At 58.0% G+C, this 17,851-nt stretch carries 14 protein-coding genes; 4 read left to right on the forward strand and 10 right to left on the reverse strand.

Features of this window, described 5'->3' with window-relative positions:
* Positions 1–209: 209 nt before the first annotated feature.
* From EP166_RS14885 to EP166_RS14905, 5 genes are all read right to left on the reverse strand, one after another.
* Positions 210–1,244, reverse strand: coding sequence for an amino acid ABC transporter substrate-binding protein (locus EP166_RS14885; protein ID WP_246026309.1), 1,035 nt, complete (start codon positions 1,242–1,244; stop codon positions 210–212).
* A gap of 142 nt (positions 1,245–1,386) precedes the next feature.
* Complete coding sequence (locus EP166_RS14890) at positions 1,387–2,229, reverse strand: LEA/WHy family protein (protein ID WP_127558475.1); 843 nt, start codon at positions 2,227–2,229, stop codon at positions 1,387–1,389.
* Positions 2,230–2,300: 71 nt separating this feature from the next.
* Positions 2,301–3,476 carry an AGE family epimerase/isomerase gene (locus EP166_RS14895; RefSeq protein ID WP_127558477.1) on the reverse strand — a complete coding sequence of 392 codons (1,176 nt, stop codon included), beginning with the start codon at positions 3,474–3,476 and terminating at the stop codon, positions 2,301–2,303.
* A gap of 108 nt (positions 3,477–3,584) precedes the next feature.
* The gene (locus EP166_RS14900; RefSeq protein ID WP_127558479.1) at positions 3,585–4,604 is read right to left on the reverse strand and encodes a LacI family transcriptional regulator; all 1,020 of its coding nucleotides are present in this window, start codon (positions 4,602–4,604) and stop codon (positions 3,585–3,587) included.
* A gap of 27 nt (positions 4,605–4,631) precedes the next feature.
* Positions 4,632–7,118: a beta-mannosidase gene (locus tag EP166_RS14905; protein ID WP_220432595.1), complete on the reverse strand. Its 2,487-nt coding sequence runs from the start codon at positions 7,116–7,118 to the stop codon at positions 4,632–4,634.
* Positions 7,119–7,501: 383 nt separating this feature from the next.
* On the opposite strand from EP166_RS14905, the gene EP166_RS14910 reads away from it, so the two are divergent.
* Positions 7,502–9,325: a hypothetical protein gene (locus EP166_RS14910; protein ID WP_127558481.1), complete on the forward strand. Its 1,824-nt coding sequence runs from the start codon at positions 7,502–7,504 to the stop codon at positions 9,323–9,325.
* A gap of 62 nt (positions 9,326–9,387) precedes the next feature.
* On the opposite strand, the gene EP166_RS14915 is transcribed toward EP166_RS14910, so the two are convergent.
* Positions 9,388–9,744, reverse strand: a complete 357-nt coding sequence (locus EP166_RS14915) for a VOC family protein (protein WP_127558483.1) — start codon at positions 9,742–9,744, stop codon at positions 9,388–9,390.
* Between the two features lie 187 nt (positions 9,745–9,931).
* Between EP166_RS14915 and EP166_RS14920 the strand changes: the two genes are divergently transcribed.
* Positions 9,932–10,909 carry an NAD(P)-dependent alcohol dehydrogenase gene (locus EP166_RS14920; RefSeq protein ID WP_127558485.1) on the forward strand — a complete coding sequence of 326 codons (978 nt, stop codon included), beginning with the start codon at positions 9,932–9,934 and terminating at the stop codon, positions 10,907–10,909.
* On the opposite strand, the gene EP166_RS14925 is transcribed toward EP166_RS14920, so the two are convergent.
* Together EP166_RS14925 and EP166_RS14930 are read right to left on the reverse strand one after the other, a co-directional pair.
* Positions 10,906–11,850, reverse strand: a complete 945-nt coding sequence (locus EP166_RS14925) for a 2-hydroxyacid dehydrogenase (RefSeq protein WP_127558487.1) — start codon at positions 11,848–11,850, stop codon at positions 10,906–10,908. The genes EP166_RS14920 and EP166_RS14925 overlap by 4 nt on opposite strands.
* Before the next feature lie 89 nt (positions 11,851–11,939).
* Positions 11,940–12,854, reverse strand: coding sequence for a DMT family transporter (locus tag EP166_RS14930; RefSeq protein ID WP_127558489.1), 915 nt, complete (start codon positions 12,852–12,854; stop codon positions 11,940–11,942).
* A 368-nt stretch (positions 12,855–13,222) separates the two neighbouring features.
* Here EP166_RS14930 and EP166_RS14935 point away from each other — a divergent pair, with 368 nt between their 5' ends.
* On the forward strand, positions 13,223–13,915 hold the full coding sequence (locus EP166_RS14935) for a helix-turn-helix domain-containing protein (protein WP_127558491.1): 693 nt from the start codon (positions 13,223–13,225) through the stop codon (positions 13,913–13,915).
* Positions 13,916–13,947: 32 nt separating this feature from the next.
* Here the strand turns inward: EP166_RS14935 and EP166_RS14940 are convergent, their stop codons facing one another.
* Entirely contained in the window at positions 13,948–14,826 is an 879-nt protein-coding gene (locus tag EP166_RS14940) for an endo alpha-1,4 polygalactosaminidase (RefSeq protein ID WP_246026310.1), read from the reverse strand.
* A 269-nt stretch (positions 14,827–15,095) separates the two neighbouring features.
* Between EP166_RS14940 and EP166_RS14945 the strand changes: the two genes are divergently transcribed.
* A complete protein-coding gene (locus EP166_RS14945; RefSeq protein WP_127558493.1) occupies positions 15,096–16,373 on the forward strand; it encodes an MFS transporter in 1,278 nt (425 codons plus the stop codon).
* A 30-nt stretch (positions 16,374–16,403) separates the two neighbouring features.
* Here the strand turns inward: EP166_RS14945 and EP166_RS14950 are convergent, their stop codons facing one another.
* A complete protein-coding gene (locus tag EP166_RS14950) occupies positions 16,404–17,600 on the reverse strand; it encodes a multidrug effflux MFS transporter (protein ID WP_220432596.1) in 1,197 nt (398 codons plus the stop codon).
* Between the last annotated feature and the right edge of the window lie 251 nt (positions 17,601–17,851).

Raw genomic sequence — 17,851 nt, forward strand, 5'->3', positions numbered from 1 at the left:
GCACCGGGTGTGTCTATACGGGGTCGGCGTAAACCCATCCATGGGGCCTAGACCGCATGATATGAATCCCATCCATGGGATTCACCCTTCAGGCTCGCTGCGCTCATGCTAAAACGCTCCCGGCGTTTTAGTCCATGTTGCGGACTACCCCGGATAGACACACCCGGCGCATGGCACTCAGTTGGTTGCGAACTCCAATACCCAAGCAGCTACCTCAGCGGCGGGGCGTACAGTAAGCCGCCTTTGTTCCACAGCTGATTCAGCCCCCGCTCGAAGCCCAGGGTTGAATCCACACCGACATTGCGCTCGAACACCTCGCCATAATTGCCCACCTGACGGATGATCTGATACGCCCAGTCGGCTGACAGGCCCATGGCGCGGCCGGTGTCGGCGTTTACGCCGAGCATGCGCTGGATCACGGGTTTGGGGGATTCCCGCATGGCGTCGACATTGCTCTGGTTAACGCCGTATTCCTCGGCATTGACCATGGCGTAGACCGTCCACTTGACGATGTTGTACCACTGCATGTCGTCCTGCCGAACGGCCGGCCCCAGGGGTTCCTTGGAAATAACCTCAGACAGAATGGTGACGGCCTGAGGGTTTTTGAGCCGGGTGCGCTGGGCATACAGCTGCGACAGATCGGAGGTTAAGACGTTGCACCGGCCGGCCTCGAAGCCGCGCAGCGTCTGGTCGGAAGTGGCGAAGACCACGGGCTGGTAGTTCATGCCGGTTTCCCGGAAGTAATCAGCCACATTCAATTCGCTGGTGGTGCCGCCCTGAATGCAGATCGCCGCGCCATCCAGTTCCGGTAGCCCGCTGATCCCTGAAGACTGGGTCACCATAAAACCCTGGCCATCGTAGAACACAATGCCCGCGAAGATCATGCCGAGGGTGGTGTCCCGGGCGTGGGTCCAGGTGGTGTTGCGCGACAGCATGTCCACTTCGCCGGAACTTAGGGCGTTGAACCGGTCGCTCGGCGGCAGCGGCGTGTAGCGTACTTTGCTGGCATCGCCCAGCACGGCCGCCGCAACAGCCCGGCAGACATCCACATCGAGACCGCTCCAGCGGCCTTCGGCATCGGGGTTCGAGAAGCCGGGAATCCCGGTCGAGACACCGCAATCGAGGTAGTTTTTGCTGCGCACATCACTGAGTGTTGAGGCCTGCGACGCGGTCGCCACCAGTGTCAGCCCCGCCACAACTCCCATCATTAGGCGCCCTGCGGACGCTACTGCCTTGCTACCCATTCTAAACCCCTGCTGTCGCTACCCGTGCCCGGGGGCATCGAGTGTTTGAGCCTGGTTGACACGGCCCTTCGGTTGCCCGGTCACTCTCGCCGGACAGGCACCGGTGCAGGCTGAAGGTAACAGCCTGACCACCGCCTATCATTTACTGGCTGATCGATCCGGTCAAGGAGGGCAGATCGAGACCCAGATCCGGGCTGCGCATCGTGCCAGACCAGTTCATGCCAAGATTAGACGGCCATTCGCCGCTGCGCAGGGCTTCGAGCAAGGAGACACCCAGCCCCCCAAACCCCAGCGACACCTCGGTCGTCTGGCGCTGAGTAACGCCCGCCCCGATGTCCATTTCCGACAGCGACATTCTAGAGAGGCTGCGCCCGTCGGCTTCGATGCCCACATCGAAAGGGCCGGTTGCCAGACCAAACCGGTTTGGGTTGGTGACCACCAGGTCCAGTGCCAGCGTCAGGCTGGTGAAGCCGATGTCTTCGACCCGCCAATCAGCCAAGCTAACCTGAGGCGATTTCGGCACCGGCACGGTAAAGTCGTGCGACCAGTCGAGCTGGCGTGCGCCCAGCACGGGCACCGACAGCGTCGGTTGCAGTTTCAGTTCCAGGTTGGCTTCGCCAGCGGCGTAGGCATCACGCGCACGCTGCAACAGACCGGCGGCGGTGACGGTCCAGTCGAATTCCAGGGTGGTGGATGAGCGAGCCGCCAATCCATTCAGTGTAGGGGTGCCCAAGTCGATCCAGGGTTCGCCGTCGAGCCAGAGCTGGGCGGCAAATTCGGTGATCGGCAGTCGATAGGCGTTGGGGTTAGTCAGTTTGACCTGGCTGGAGCCGTTGACGCCGGTCCAGGTAATGCCGGTCAGCCGGGTGGACTGGTGATCAAAGCTGGGCTGACGATAGGCATCGTCCACCCCAAAACCGGCACAACCGCTGAGTATGAAGGCGGTGGCAACCAGGCCACCCAGACTTAACCATTGCTGACGCATAGTGTCGATTCCATTAACTTGAGAAAGCTCCACTCTACTGGATATGACCTGTAAGGTCGCGCCTCAGACGATCAATTTTCAATAACCCGCAAAACCTCCAGGCACGCACACAACGTGTGGTAATCACACTTGGCACCGGCGGCGCTCTTCTCGTTCGAGACTTTGCGGTTATCCCGGTACAGCACCCGGAACCAGGCACCGAAGTCATGGTCGACAAAGTGATCCCAGCTGTATTGCCACAGCTGCTGGTAACAGTCGCGGTAGCGTTCGTCACCGGTGGCCTGCAATAACAGCGCGGCGGCGGCAAAGCTTTCGGCCTGTACCCAGAAGTATTTGTCGTCATCACACCATTGACCCTGGGAATCAAAGCCATAGACCAAGCCGCCGTATTCGGCATCCCAACTGCTTTGCCAGGCGCGGTCGAACAGGCTTTTTGCACGTTCAATATAGCGCGGTTGCGGGTCGTGGCGGTGCAACATCAGCAGCAGCTTGGTCCACTCGGTCTGATGGCCGGGCTGGAAGCCCCAGGGGCGGTAGAGGTTTTTCGGGTCGTCTTTGTTGTAGTCCCAATCGATGCTGAAGTCGGTTGTGTAGTGTTCCCAGATCAGCCCATCGGTGAGGTCGGCCTGGCGGAAGGCGATGTTGTTGGCGAGGGTTGTGGCGCGTTCGAGAAAGCGTGTGTCCTGGCTGGCTTCATAGGCGGCAATCATGGCTTCGCACAGGTGCATGTTCGAGTTCTGGCCGCGGTAGTCGCTAAGCACGCAGTCGGCACTGAGTTCGTCGGCATAGAGGCCGTGCTCAGCTTGCCAGAAGCGTTGTTCGAGCAAATCGTAGGTGCGATGCAGTGGCTCGGTATTGCCAATGACGCCGGCTTTCAGACAGGCGGAATAGGCGAGCAATACGAAGGCATAACCGTAGGCTTGCTGAGTCAGGTCTTCGGGTTCATGGTCACGCAGGGTCCAGGCGTACAGGCCTTCTTCTTCGCGCCAGTGCACCTGTTCGACATAATCCAGACCACGGCGAGCGCGAATGCGATACTCCTCTAGGTCGAAATGCAGACCCGCCAGGGCGTAGTTCACCACCAGGCGGGTGCTGCTGACCAGCTGGCGAAAGCCGGGGTCAAACACATCGCCGTTGTCATAGTAATTATGAAAGAAACCACCGCTCGGGTCGTCGACTCTCGGGTCGTAAAACGCCAGTATCGACTGACAATGCTGATTCAGAAAATCACGATCATAAAAGTTCACAGAGCGGTCCTCTTTCTCATTTGGTTGCTTTGGCTATGTCGCATCAAAACCGCATCGCATGCCGGTGCTAGTCTCCTGAGCGATTGCTGAACCTTGAAACGGTGAAAATTAACGCTCAATAAAATCCGCTTTCTCAATGATTTGCAACTCACGGACCGGTTTTCTCTGGTCGATATGGTCCAGCAGCAAACTCACCAATTGCCGTCCGACTTTGTGCAGATCCTGATGAAAACCACTCACCGGTGTGCGGAAGTACTCGGGCAGAGGTGAGGTTTCCAGCGTGACCAGATCGCAATCGGTACCGACGACCCGGCCGCTGTCGTGCAAGCCGGCCAGTACGCCCATGGCGGCGATTTCGGTGCCGCAGATGATGCCATCGGGTTGCCAGTCACTGTGTAGCCACTGCCGGGTTTGAGCGCGGTAGTCGGTTGCCTTCGCTTCGATCAGCAATTGCCGGTGTTCATTGAAGTCGAGGCCGGCTTCCAGCAGGGCACGCTGAAAACCGACCTTGCGATGCCAGCCATAGAGGAAATGCTGCGGCGGTGTCAGCATCACCAGTTTGCGGCGACCGCGTTCGAGCAGGTAGCGGGCGGCGCGGTAGCCGAAGTCGATGTTGTCGGTATCGTAATAGGGGTGCTGAATCGACAGTTCAGTACGGCCGAAAGTGACCAGAGGCAGGTTCATCGAGTGCAGGTATTTCACCCGCTCGTCTTCGCTGCGGGTGATGTTCAGAATCACGCCGTCGGCCAGGCCGTGTTCGGCAATGTAGCGTACCGGCTCCAGCGCTTCCTGGTCCGGACGGCCGGGGATGATCGTCAGGTGATAAGGGGTGTCAGCCAGCCCAGCGGTCAGCCCTTCGATCAGCGGCAGCGTGCCCAGGTCGCCAACAATTTCGCCCGGCTTGATCACCGGCATGACCAGGGCGATAACGTGGGTCTTGCCCGTTTTCAGGCCAATACCTGAATGGTTGGGCCGGTAGCCCAGCTCTGCGGCTGCGGCTTTCACCCGTGCGATGGTTTCGGGTTTCACTTCGGCACCGCCCTTTAAGGCGCGAGACACGGTGGACACCGATAAATCGAGGTACCGGGCCAGCGTCTTGAGCGTTGCTCTGGGTTTATCTGGCGTCATGGCGCCCTTCCTCTACTGGAACACCCGTCATTTCAACCGCACCATGGTGCCCATGGTTTCCCGGTAGCTTGCTGCCAGGTGATAAACCGCCAGTTCATCCCGACCCAATGGCTGACCTTGCCAGCGAAGGGTTTTGGTCTCGCCAGGCAGCAGGGTGAAGCTGTTATCACTCCAACGGCCGGTGCCGGGGCTGTCGAGGGTAACATAGTGCGCTGGCACGTCGGTTCTCAAGGTAACCCAGAGACCTTCCGCATCTTTACCGGTCTCAATCGCCAGCATTGCCTGTGGCAAGTCGAGGTGCTTCCACACCGCGAAGTAAGTGGTGGCGTCGCACTCGCCTTTGATAACGGGAATCGCAATTGCGCTGGTTATTTGCTCAAGTTCATAGTCGCCGCGGGCGACGGCAAAGGTTTCGGTGGGGTCTTCGGCGGTTACTTCTGCCAGGCACAGGCTTTCCCCGGCTTCCAGTCGCTGGTTGATCGGCGTTGTTTGCACGACTTTCCCGTCTAGCCCGATGATTTGCCACTGGCCACTCAGCCGGGCTGGTACGGGTAAGTCGTTCACGGCAACCAGTTGCTGCGTCGCACCTTCGCCGATCCAGAACCATTGCACCGGCTGGTAAAACCGCCGGGCGTGGTAGTGCATCTGCTTCCAGCCGCCACCGTATTCCAGGCTGCTCCAGGAGGCCACTGGCCAATTGTCGTTTAGCTGCCAGTAGAGAGTACCCATGCAATGCGGGCGCAAGGTGCGCCAGTATTCGATGGCGGTTTTCATCGCAATGGCCTGTTGCACCTGGCTTAAATACAGGAACTGGTCGAAGCCCATCGGGAAACGAAAATAGCGGGTGAACATCTCGACGATCTTGGCGTTGCCGGCCGGGTTTTTCTGATGCACTTCCATTACCGGGCTGGTGACATTGCGGTCACCGGGTTCGGTAAACGATTCGATAACGCCTTTCGACGGGAATGACTGATAGCCAAATTCGCTGCAGAAACGCGGTTTAATGTCGTAGTAGGCGGAAAAGGATTTGCCCGAATGCCAGACATCCCAGTAATGGATGTCGCCTTTGTTGTCATCGTGCCAGGCGTCGCCAAAATCCAGTTCACCGTTGCAGGGTGAACTGGGCCAGAACACCCGGCTCGGGTCGCCATGTTGCACGGTGTCGTCCAGCACCCGATTCAGTCGGTCGTAATTAACCAGATACTTTTCGCGGTTGTTGCGTGACGTTTCATACCAGTTAATGGCGCCGATCACTTCGTTGTCGCCACACCAGATCGCGATACAGCCGTGACTTTGCAAGCGCCGAATCTGCCAGTCGACTTCGGGCGTAACGTCGTCCAGAAAGGCGGGGGTGCTCGGGTACAACGAGCAGGCGAACATCAGGTCCTGCCACACCAGCAACCCGAGGCGTTCGCAGGTTGCATAAAAAGCATCATGTTCGTACAGGCCGCCGCCCCAGACCCGGATCATGTTGAAATGCGCCGCCGCAGAGGCTTCGAGCAGATGCTGATAGCGCTCGGGTGTGTGTCGTGCTGGGAAGGCATCGGCCGGTATCCAGTTGGCGCCTTTGGCGAAGATTTCGACGCCGTTGACCACGACCACCATGCGGTTACCCGCTTCGTCGGCACTCAGATCCCAGTACAGATCTCGCAGGCCGATGTCGCGTTGCCAAAGCTGGCCGTCCAGTTCGACGGCTAACCGATACAGAGGCTGATCACCATAGCCATTAGGCCACCAGAGCGATGGGTTGGTCACGATCAATTCGGCTACGCCCTGGGTCTGGCCCGGCACCAGGGTTAATTCAACCGGTTCCGCGCCGGGCAGCCCCAGGTGAATACGCTGCTCGGTTTGCGCGGCACCAATCGTATCGACCGTGACCGCCAACCGTGCCTCGCCGGGCTGGTGATGCTGGGTAACCCGAACCGTATCCAGCAATCGATCTGAATGGACCTGAATCAGCGGCGCTGTATAGAGCCCGGTCGACATCAGACAGATGCCCCAGTCCCAGCCGGCATCGCACTGGGTTTTACGCACCGTGTTCATGTGCGGTATCTGATTATTCGATTCGCTGTAGGGTACCGGGAACGGCAGCTGGGCCGCCCGCTCGGCACCGAGCTGGGCCGCATCGTGCAGGGTTATACGCAGACGGTTTTCGCCAACCCGGGCCTGGGGTGAGATGTTCAAATAAAACCGCCGAAACAGGTTCGACAGCGTCGCTACCGGCTCATCGTTCAGCGTAATGGTGGCGTGAGTGTCCAGATACTCCAGCTGCAGCGTGATATCCCGGGCAAGATCAGCCTTGCTCAAGTCGAAGCTGCGTTCCAGCACCCAACGTTGCTGATGCACCCATTGCACCCGGGCCTCGTTATCCCGATAGAACGGGTCAGGCAGGTCACCGGCCTGCAACAGCACATGGTGCACATCGACCGGAATCTTAACGTCGTAGCAATGCCGCGGTGTGTCTTCGCGAAACAGTTGCCACCGATCATCGAGGCTTAGGGTAGTGGTGGGCACTGGCTGTCTCCGGTTGAGCTGAACCCGTCATTCTACCCAGGCGCCAACCAAAATAACAACGTTACGATTTTTAGGCCAGCCTGCGAGCGTAATCCAGGTGATTCTCTATGACTAACCAGATATTCGCCGACATTAACGTCATTTAATCAACCATTCTGACTCACAAAAACGATCATAACGTTGCAACTTTATCAACATTGGAACAGCGAATGATCGTCAGCGACGCGGTTTCACGACGAAACCGATGCACCGTGAAGCAGTACTCACTACCGAAACTGTGATGACCATCATGTAACTGAACCCGGGTGCTTCCCACAACTACCAGCCCCTCTATAGAATCGCCCTTCCTGAAAGGACTGAACCATCAACATGGAGCACACATCGTGTATAAAGTGATTCCCCTGATCGTCCTGTGTCTGGCGTTATTTGGCTGCAACAGCAGCGGTTCCAGTGATTCCGGCTCAGACGCTGCTTTTGAACCAACCACCGTCGAACTTGAACAATTGACACTGCTCGATGTCACTGGCCGGCCTCTGGCGAATGTCTCGTTTTCTATCGATGCCGATACCGCCGAACGGTCCGCCAATACGCTCTCCGGCGGGGTTTACACTACCGACGCCACAGGCTCGGTCGCCATACCGTTTCTGGGCACAGGCAACTATACACTCAGCATCGACATCGAAGGCGATGACACGGCACTCAGCGTTAAAGTCGGCATCAACAACACCAATCCGGTTGCCGTGATTGCGATGCCGGTCTTGCTCGAAGAGGACAACACCCTTACCCCGGTGGGAGACAAAGGGTTCTTTGCGTCGTTCAACGGCATCATTTACGACAGCAAGGGTCCTGTTGAAGGTGCCCAGATAGAACTCTCGGCAGGCGCCGCCACTAACGGGGCCATCGCGACCGCCATCAGCGACGAAAACGGGCATTACAGTCTGATCGTCAACGTCGGCCAGGCCATCGTGCCGTCGCTCGGTAACGTAGTCTGGCGCGTAACGCACGACGACTTTTCACCACTGGTCATCACCAACCTGGATATCCTGGGTACTGGCGCGGTCACCGGCTTCAACCATGTCCTGGTAGAAGGCAGCGCGTCTGCTGAGGTCCTGTATCAGGAAACCTTCAGCCAAACAGGCTCCAATGCCGTCTGCGGCGCCTGGACAAGCGACACTGTTGATGGCGGAGTACTAAATTTGTGGCACAGCCATGCCGCAAACCAGGGCCTTCGCAACCAGGCTCTCGAGGATAACCTGGTCAAACTGGCACCCGATGATCAAAGTGACGGCGCCATTCCAAATCCAGAGACTACCCGGGCGTGCTGGTATGGTCAGCCAGGTGATGCCCCGGCGACCGGGCAAGGCAATTTCATCGGAACCGCTGAAGAAACCGGAGGTGGAGTCACCCTTGATGGCGGCACGTCGGACGAACCCAATGCAGGCGCCATTGTTTCACCGCTGATTGATCTGACCTCAGCCAGCGGCCCATTGTCGGTGACCTTCCGTAACTGGTGGGAGATAGAATCGGTTAACCCCAACAACGAAGGGTTTGATCTGATGTCCGTTCAGATCCGCACCGATGGTGGCGATACCTGGACCACCCTGGCCAGACTCAACCCGCTGTCGGACCCGGTGGGTCAGGCAGACCGAGCACCATTGCCCTACAGTAACCGCGGCTACAACAAAGCCCCAGCGTGGCTGTGGCAAGAGCCTATCGACATCAGCGAATTCGCCGGTGAACAGATACAACTCCGCTTGGCATTCGATACGGTCGATGAACTCTACAACGGCTTTCGTGGCTGGCAGGTGGATGAAGTGCGCATCATCAACCAGGCCGGCAGCTTCCCCCGCTGGGCGGGTAGCGATGACGATTACACGGACGACGAGGGCGACCTTCAACTCAGCGACATCAGCCCGGTTCAAAGCCTGCCTTTGGCAATTGGGGAAGACTACAGCTTTAGTGTTACCGCGGAATTCTCTGGCGATGCAGAGAACGTTCAATTGCAGATGTCCTACATCAGCTTTACAGACTTGATCAATGCCGAGGAGCCGACCCTGCTCGCGGAGTTAGCGCCAGGCATCACTAGCGGCACCCTAACCAGTGCACCAACGTCGGCGGAGGATGACCTGTTCATCATTTTGATCGAGGTTATTGATGACCAGGGAACTGAGCTGGCATCCGAGTCTGTTTCCTACGGTGCTTTCTGACTCCGCTTAGCCTCTTTCCCGGCCTAGCCGGGCAGGGAAAGAGGCACGCGGTCAGTGTTGCCTCAAAGGGGCTCTGACCATACCGCAAATTCATTGCCACTGGGGTCGGTGAAATGAAAGCGCCGGCCACCGGGGAAGTCGAAAATGTCCTGCACGATGGTGCCACCGGCCGCTTTGACCTGCGCCAGTGTGTCCGCCAAAGCAGCGCTGTATAGCACCACCAAAACACTGCCGTTGGCGGTTGTTGACACCTGTTCGGACTTGAAAAAACCACCATCGAGCCCTGCATTTTCAAGGGCGACGTAGTCGGGCCCGTAATCCACAAAGGACCACCCGAACGCCGCTGCGAAAAAGCGCTTCGTGGCTTCGATGTCACGCGAGGGCATTTCGAGGTAATTGATCTTTCCGGTCGCTTTCATAGCGTTCTCCCTAACTGTGCTTGGCATGGTAAAACCAGCACTACGAGACCACTTTTGCAGAGCCCTGTCAACCAGTAGTTTATACAGTGATTTATTCCTCCCTGCCGACGGCGTATCGTGACTTTTGACAGATCTCCCAGCTTTAGAACCGGCTATCCTTGAACCAGGTACCCCTGCAAGGATGACGATGAAAGCGATCACTTACCGAACCTACGGTTCACCCGATGTACTGCAAGTCGAGGAAGTTCCCAACCCAACGCCCAAAGACGATGAAGTCTGTATTAGGGTTCACGCGGCCGAAGCCACCAAGAGTGACTGTGAACTGCGCAGTTTTCGCTTTCCGGTGAACTGGTTCTGGTTGCCGTTGCGGCTGTTTCTGGGTGTTTTCAAACCCCGAAAACCCATCCTCGGCGGTTATTTCGCCGGAGAAGTCGTGTCAGCCGGTGCCAGCGTCACCCGGTTCAAACCCGGCGACCGCCTGTTTGGTTCAACACAGATCCGAATGGGCGCTTATGGTGAGTATCTGTGCCTCCCCGCCCACTACACCCTGGCCCGGGTACCGGACTCAGTGTCATCAGAAGCCGCTGCAGCGGTGCCACTGGGTGGGCTGAACGCCCTGCATTTCATGAACTGTGCCGGTATTGAACCCGGAGACAAGGTGCTGATTAACGGTGCTGGGGGCAGTATTGGCAGCTTTGCCGTGCAAATCGCCAAGTCGATGGGCGCCGAGGTCACCGCCGTTGACGCCGGGTTCAAGGAAGACCGATTGCGACACATCGGCGCCGACCATTTTATTGATTACACCCGCACCGATCCGACTCAACAGGGCCAGACCTACGACGTCGTTCTCAACATGGTGGCGCAAAGCGACTATTCGGCCTGGGTGAATACACTCAACGACGGCGGTCGCTATCTGATCGGCAACCCCCGGCTATCCGACATGCTGCGTGCTGCGATAACCAACCGTTCCACCCGCAAAAAAGTCACCGTAAAACTGGCGGGCGAAACGCAGAAGGAACTGGAGACACTGGCCGAGATGATCAAAGCCGGTGACATCAGCCCTTTGGTGGATAGGGTTTACCCGATGACTGACGCTGGTGAGGCCCACCGCCGGGTTGAAACCGAGCAGCGTGTGGGCTGCGTGGTCATCTCCCTGAGGGATTAAACCCGGCGATGAAGCAGAGCCTCGCCCGCCAACAGCCGCCGAATATTATCGGCTGCACCTTGCATAATGCCGTCGACCGACCGGTCACTTAAGCCAGCAACATGGGGCGAGGTGATCAGATTCAACGCAAAGATCGGGTCCTCCGGGTTAGGCGGTTCCTGCCAGAAAACATCCAGGGCAGCACCCGCCAGGTGTCCGTTTACCAATGCGGCTTGCAGGGCATCACGTTCAACCAGCCCCCCACGACCGACATTGATCAGATAGCTCCCGGGATTCATCTGCTCAAACCGGGCGGCATTGAATAACTGATGCGTCTGGTCGGTATCGGGCAGCGTTAACACAACCAGATCCGACGCTTTCAGCAACGCAGGTAACCTATCCGGTCGCCCCAGCCAGTCCAGCCCAAACTCCGAGGCCAGAGCCGCATCCGGTTCACGCTTTATCGCGATCTGGCGCACGCCAAACCCATTGAGTCGTCGGCTGACCGCTTGCCCGATCGCACCAAACCCAACAATGCCTACCGTAGCACCCATAAGGCTGCGGCCAACCGGCACACCCAATTGTTTTTTCTGGCGCTGCTCCGGGTGCTCCGCCGTACGCCGCATCAGCGACAGCATAAAATAGATCACCATCTCCGCTACCGAATCGGCATTGCCCGATACATCGGTCGGAACATTGGCCACCGCGATGCCTCGGGCTCGCGCCGCTTCCAAATCCACGCCTTCCAGCCCGGCGCCAATCTGTTGAATCAATTGCAACCGGTCTGCGGTTTGCAGCAGCCCCGCATCGATACGACTCATGGTGGGAATCACCACATCGTACCCGGCGAGGTTATTCGGGTTGAGCCCACCGGCGGTAAATGTGACCTCGGGCAGTGCTGTGCGGAAACGATGCAGAATCCCGCCCCAGGCGTCTTCCGGGGCCGCAAAGAGAACGTTCATCGGGAGTCCTGAGTGTGAGTGTTCCCCTATGCTAACGTATTTTTCCAAGGGAAGAGTGGCCGCACTGCAAGTGCCCTATTCTTCTCTCCTTAGGCACTGCGCGCTCCGGTACGAACCAATACCCACCCCCACACAGCCCGATGTGTGTTAAACATCAGCAGGTTACCGCTCACAATCATCACCAGCCCAATCAGTGCACTGGCATGCCACTGGTAGCCTTCGTATATCGTCGACAACACCAGCGCCACCAGGGGAAACAAGACAGTGGCATAGGCCGCTTTACCAGCCCCAATGCGCCCGACCAGCATAAAGTAGGCACCAAACCCCCCGATCGACCCGATAACGGCCAGGTAGACCAGTGCACCCAGATACCTGGGCTCCTCTGGCAGACTGAAACTCGCCCCCTGTGCCACAGCGATCAACCCCATAAACAAGGCCCCGTATAGCATGGCAAAGGCATTGGTCGAGTTGATTTGCAGCCCACGCCGCTGATGCCGAACCGATACCATGTTGCCAAGTGAAAACCCGAAAGTACCCAACAACGAGAGCCCAACCGCACCCAGCAAGGTCCAGGTAGCCTCAACGGCGATCAGATCCTGCCAGAAAATCAACACCATGCCCGGCAGACCTAGCGCCAACGCCCCATAGAACACCCGGGGTACGGGTGTGCGAAAAAACAGATAGCCGTTAACCGCATTAAACAGGGTCGACATCGAAAACAGAATGGCGATCAGCCCGCTGGGCAGGTAGGCCGCAGCGGTGTAGAAGCAATAGAAATTCAACCCGAAAACACAGCCACCCTGCAGCAGGCAATACAGATGGTCACTGGCACCCAGCGCCTGGCGGCGGCGCGACAGCGTAAGCCCGGCCAGCAATACCAGCGCGGCGATTAGAAAGCGGTAGAAGACGGAGACCGGTACGGCCACATCGCCCACCTGCCAGGCGATGGCCAGCCAGGTCGACCCCCAGATCAGAACCGTCGAGATGTACAAAAGGCTATTCATGGTGCGCTGTTCCCACTGTGATACGCGTTAGCCGCAGTATCGCCGAACTCACTATGGCTGGCTTGCAAGCACTTGCGCCACTTTGCCTGTTCTTGCGGTTATGTGAGTCGTCAGATTGAAAATCCTACCGGGCCTGAGTACTGTTAGCCCAGTTCCGAGGAGCCACACCATGTCTGCCGATACACTCACCCATTACCCCAGAATGAAACAGACGCAAGCCCGTCTGGTGAGCAGCACCCGGCTGAAAAACGGCATGGCGCTGGCGCAATCAGGACGACCGAATAGACAACATTCAGTCCAATCATCACACGTTAAGCGTTTACCTGAACGGCGCTGAGAACTCTCTGCGCCGACAGGGGTCCCGCACCGTGGGCAGCCAGAGCAGCAACAGCGTGTGCCTGATGCCCGCCAGCCTGACCACCAACTGGGACGTGCTCGGACCCATCTCACTGCTGCACTTCTATTTCAGCGACGCTCACCTGAGCCAGTTGATCGAACAGGTATGGGATAAGGATGGCCGAAGTGTACAACTCGATGAAATCGACTTCGCCCAGGATAACCTGCTCACCCAGCTGTTTTGCACCACCCTCAGCCAGAGCAACTGGCAAGACCCTCTGGACCAGCTGGCACTGGATTCAGCCACCCAAACGGCGCTGATACACACGCTGCGCCATTACAGCCAACGCCGCCTGCCAACCCTGCGCCCAACCGGCGGCTTGCCGGCCTGGCAGTTGAAACGGGTCGTGGAATACATCGAACAGCACCTGAACCAGGCCGTCACCCTGGCCGATATAGCCGGGGTAACCGGGCTGAGTGACTTTCACTTTGCCCGCATGTTCAAACAGGCCACGGGCTACCCACCCCACCGCTACCTGCTGCACCGACGCCTAAGCCGGGCCCGTGAACTGCTCGCCGGAACACCACTGACGATGACCGAGATTGCGTTGCGTTGTGGATTTGGGTCGAGCAGTCATTTCAGCAACCGCTTTCGTGCAAAGGCAGGTATCAGCCCCACTGAGTTTCGCAGGCAACACAGTAGCCAGCGCGGCCGGTTTCGGTAGGCCCCCTGCCTCAGAGATCTCAGTAAGCCGGACTACCCCTCACTCAGGCAGCTATGACGCGAACTATCGTCGAGGTCCAGCGGCAGTACCAGGGTGCTGAATTGCAGCGTGCCGGCCTGGTTGCACAACTGATCGATCTCGTTTGCATCATCCAGCCAGTCGTCGGCCGGGTACTCGGCGTTCAGCACTGGTTTACCGGCATCGATAAAGGGTTCCAGCAGGCCACATTCATCGTACTCAAAGCACTGCTCATTCACTGCAAAATCGAAATAGTCGACCAGCGCCTCGACGTGATCGAGGTCATTTTTCAGACCAACTGACAGGCCGCGCTTGTGTGCCTCATTGGCGATAAAGCGGTTGTAGGCCAACTGATCATTAGCCGTGAAGTTGAACCCGGGGTCGTTGAGATAACCATCCATATTATCTGGCTCAACGCCATCACAGCCTTTGTCACGGGCCAGATCGAGCCGTTCCTGCATAATGCGGTGCACATTGGATGAGCGGATATCCAGCCAGCGCTCATCGGGCCAGCCATCAAGGGTATTGCCCAGTTCATTGCCGCTGAAGCTGGCTTCGTCATCGCGCCAGTTCTCATAGGAGCCGGCAGAGAAATAGCAAATGACTTTGCGACCATCAGAAACGTTCAGTTTTTGAATGGTTGCTTCAGAGGTATCGAACAGATCGACGTCGTAGATCGCAACGTCATAGCTGTCGTTCAGTGAAGAGCCATCTGGCACCAGCAGTTGCCACTGCCAGGTAACGCCCACTGGCGGTTGGTACCAGTTCTCGCCGGTAACCGGTGCCACATTCACCGGCAACGGACTGTTAAGGTCGGCCACCGACGAAGCGGTTTCCTGGCAACCTGCCAACACCACTATAAACGGAACCACTAACCCTAAAGTTGTTTTCACGAAGCAAGCCTTCCCCTGTTAACCGGTCACTATTGTGCTATCGCCTCTTACGGCAACCAATGCGTTTGTAGCACGCCGGACAAGACATAGCGTCTTATTTGGTCAACCATTGCTACCAAAGACAGCAGCGACACAAGACCGTTTGAATAATGGTGCTACCAAGCCCTGTCGCAAACAGACATAAATTGGGCGTTGCTATGACCGCAGCGTCGACTCAACCGTGTAACGATCTGACCGTCTGCAAAGACCCCAGCGTGCGAGGGCACTTTATGATCAGGATGTTGTCCGGTGTTTGGCCGCTTTTGCTGGGCATTGTGCTCATTATGCTGGGCAATGGCATGCATTTCACCCTGATCGGTCTGCGCGGTGGGATTGAAGGGTTTTCGGCCGCTGAACTGGCTATTGTTACCTCAAGTTATTTCGTGGGGTTTTTGTCCGGTGCCCGCTACAGCCCCAAATTGATACGCCGGGTGGGCCACGTCCGAGTCTTTGCGGCACTGGGCAGCTTCATGTCGGCGGGGCTTATTGCCTTTCCGTTGCTGACCGAGCCCTGGGCCTGGTCACCGCTAAGACTGCTTGTCGGCTTTTGCATGTCGGGCATCTACGTCACTGCCGAGAGCTGGCTGAACGATGCGGCCACCAATGAAACCCGCGGCAAAGTGCTCTCGGCCTACATGATCGCGCAGACACTCGGCATCATTGGCGCCCAGGGGCTACTGACGCTGGGCGATGCAGGCACTTCCGTGTTGTTCATTGGCGCCTCGATTCTGGTTTCCATTTCCTTTGCCCCCATTCTGTTAACCGTAACGCACGTACCAGTGGTCGAAGTGGCACGGCCAATGTCCCTGCGAGACCTTTTCTCCGGCTCGCCACTCGGTACCGTTGGTATCTTTCTGCTGGGCAGCGTCTACGCCACTCAAACGGGCATGGGCGCCGTCTATGGCAGCCAGATCGGGCTGACGCCGACCCAGATCGCCCTGTTCGTGGCGATGCTGTTTGCCGGTGCCCTGCTGCTGCAGTACCCGATTGGCTGGTTGTCAGACAGAATGGACCGACGCAAGCTGATCTTCGGCGCCGCCACGCTCGGCGCTGTGTCCTGCGTTGTCGGCTGGGTCACCGGTGGCAGCCTTTGGCCATTGATGATGGCGGCCTTTTTCGCCGGTGGCGTCACGACGCCACTCTATGCGTTGTTTCTGGCCTATACCAACGATTCATTGTCCGCTGAAGATATGGCGTCGGCCTCTGGCGGGCTGGTGTTCACCTTCGGGCTTGGTGCCATTACCGGCCCACTGGTAACGGGCTGGGCAATGGAGGGGTTGGGGCCCTACGCCTTCTGGCCCGTGCTCGGCGCTACCTTCACCTGTATTACGCTCTATGCGCTCTACCGCATGACCCAGCGCGCGGTGACGCCCGTTGAGGCAACCGAGCACTACCTCGGCGTTGTGCCTACCGCCTCACCCGTAGCGGTAGAGGCCGCCGGGGTTTGGGCGGCTGAACATGCTGAAGCCGAGCGTGAAGCAGAGGATGAGGCAACAACCCCATCCTGACCCTTTCAATCAGACATTATTCCTGCGCCTTCAGGCTGCCACACCCTGTGGCGTACCGCGCAATGTCAGCAACGACAACCCCGCGGCTACCAACGAGCACAGCGCAATGGCCGCCGTCAGCATCAGCGGAGTACCGTCGAACACCAGGCTGACAACGGCGATGGCCAGCGCACCCAGCATCATTTGCAAGGTGCCGCCCAGGGCGGCAGCCGTGCCTGCAATGGGGCCATGCTCTTCCAGCGACAACACCATGGACGTGGGGACAACCAACCCCAGAAAGGCATAGGTAATAATCAGCAAGGTGACCAGTAACGGAAAGCTGTCATTACCCAGGGCAACCAGCCCAAACATCAGGCAGGCTGACAGGGCATACCCGGCCACGGCCCATTTAACCACGGTAATGGAGCCGAAGCGGACGCCGAGGTTGGCAGCCACCTGGCTGGTGGTGAAAAAGCCCAACGCGTTCAACGCAAAGGCGAGGCTGAACTGGAATGGCGTCAGGCCGTAATAGCCGGTGTACAAAAACGAGGCCGTTGCCAAAAAGGCAAAGAAGCTGGCCATACCCATACCGCCGATCAGGGTCAGGCCCATATAGCCCGGGTCACGGAACAACACGCCGAAGGCCTTCATCATGGCGTTGAACCGGAACGGCGCCCGTTCTGCCGGCGCCAGCGTTTCCTTCAACGAAAACACCGTCAACAACAACCCCAGCACCGACGCAACGGCCACGGCCAGAAAGACAGCGCGCCAGCCGAACGGCACGATGATGGCCGTGCCCATCAATGGGGCCAGCATCGGCGAAATGGCGATCACCAGCATGATGGTCGACATCAGCCGCGTCGCTTCGGTACCGGTGTAGCGGTCGCGAATGACCGCTCGCGGAATGGACATCACCGCGGCGGCCCCAACACCCTGCAGAAAACGCAGTGCAATCAGCCACTCGATGGTAGGCGCAAGCGCACAGCCAATCGACGCGACGCCAAAAATGCCCAGGCCAAAATACAGCGGGGGCTTGCGGCCGAACACATCGGAGGCCGGCCCGTAAAACAGCTGACAGATACCAAATGCCATGAAAAAGGACATCAACGTCCACTGAGCAGCCGATACCGAGGCCCCCAGATCTTCACTGATGGCCGGCATGGCCGGCAGATACATATCGATGGCGAAAGGACCAATCCAACTGAGCAGGCCAAGTACAAGGGCCATTTTAATCATCTCGATGTTCACTGAAAATTCCTTGGGTGTTGATAAAAAAACGAGAGGGAACCGAAAGCGGGCTATGGTAACGCTTTCTCAAGGCAGGTCCACGACTGTTCGGCTTTCTTTAAATAGGTGTTGAGTCAGTCTTCCTGAAATCGATGGGGATAAGTGCGCTAAACGCGTCATCTACCCTCCACTCGGACCTCCGCCGATACTTCTTGTGGTGACGCTGCGGTTTTCAGTGCCGCGCCCTGTGACGGCTTTCTCATAAGTCCATG

This window comes from Saccharospirillum alexandrii, assembly GCF_004000275.1.
Taxonomy (GTDB): domain Bacteria; phylum Pseudomonadota; class Gammaproteobacteria; order Pseudomonadales; family Natronospirillaceae; genus Saccharospirillum; species Saccharospirillum alexandrii.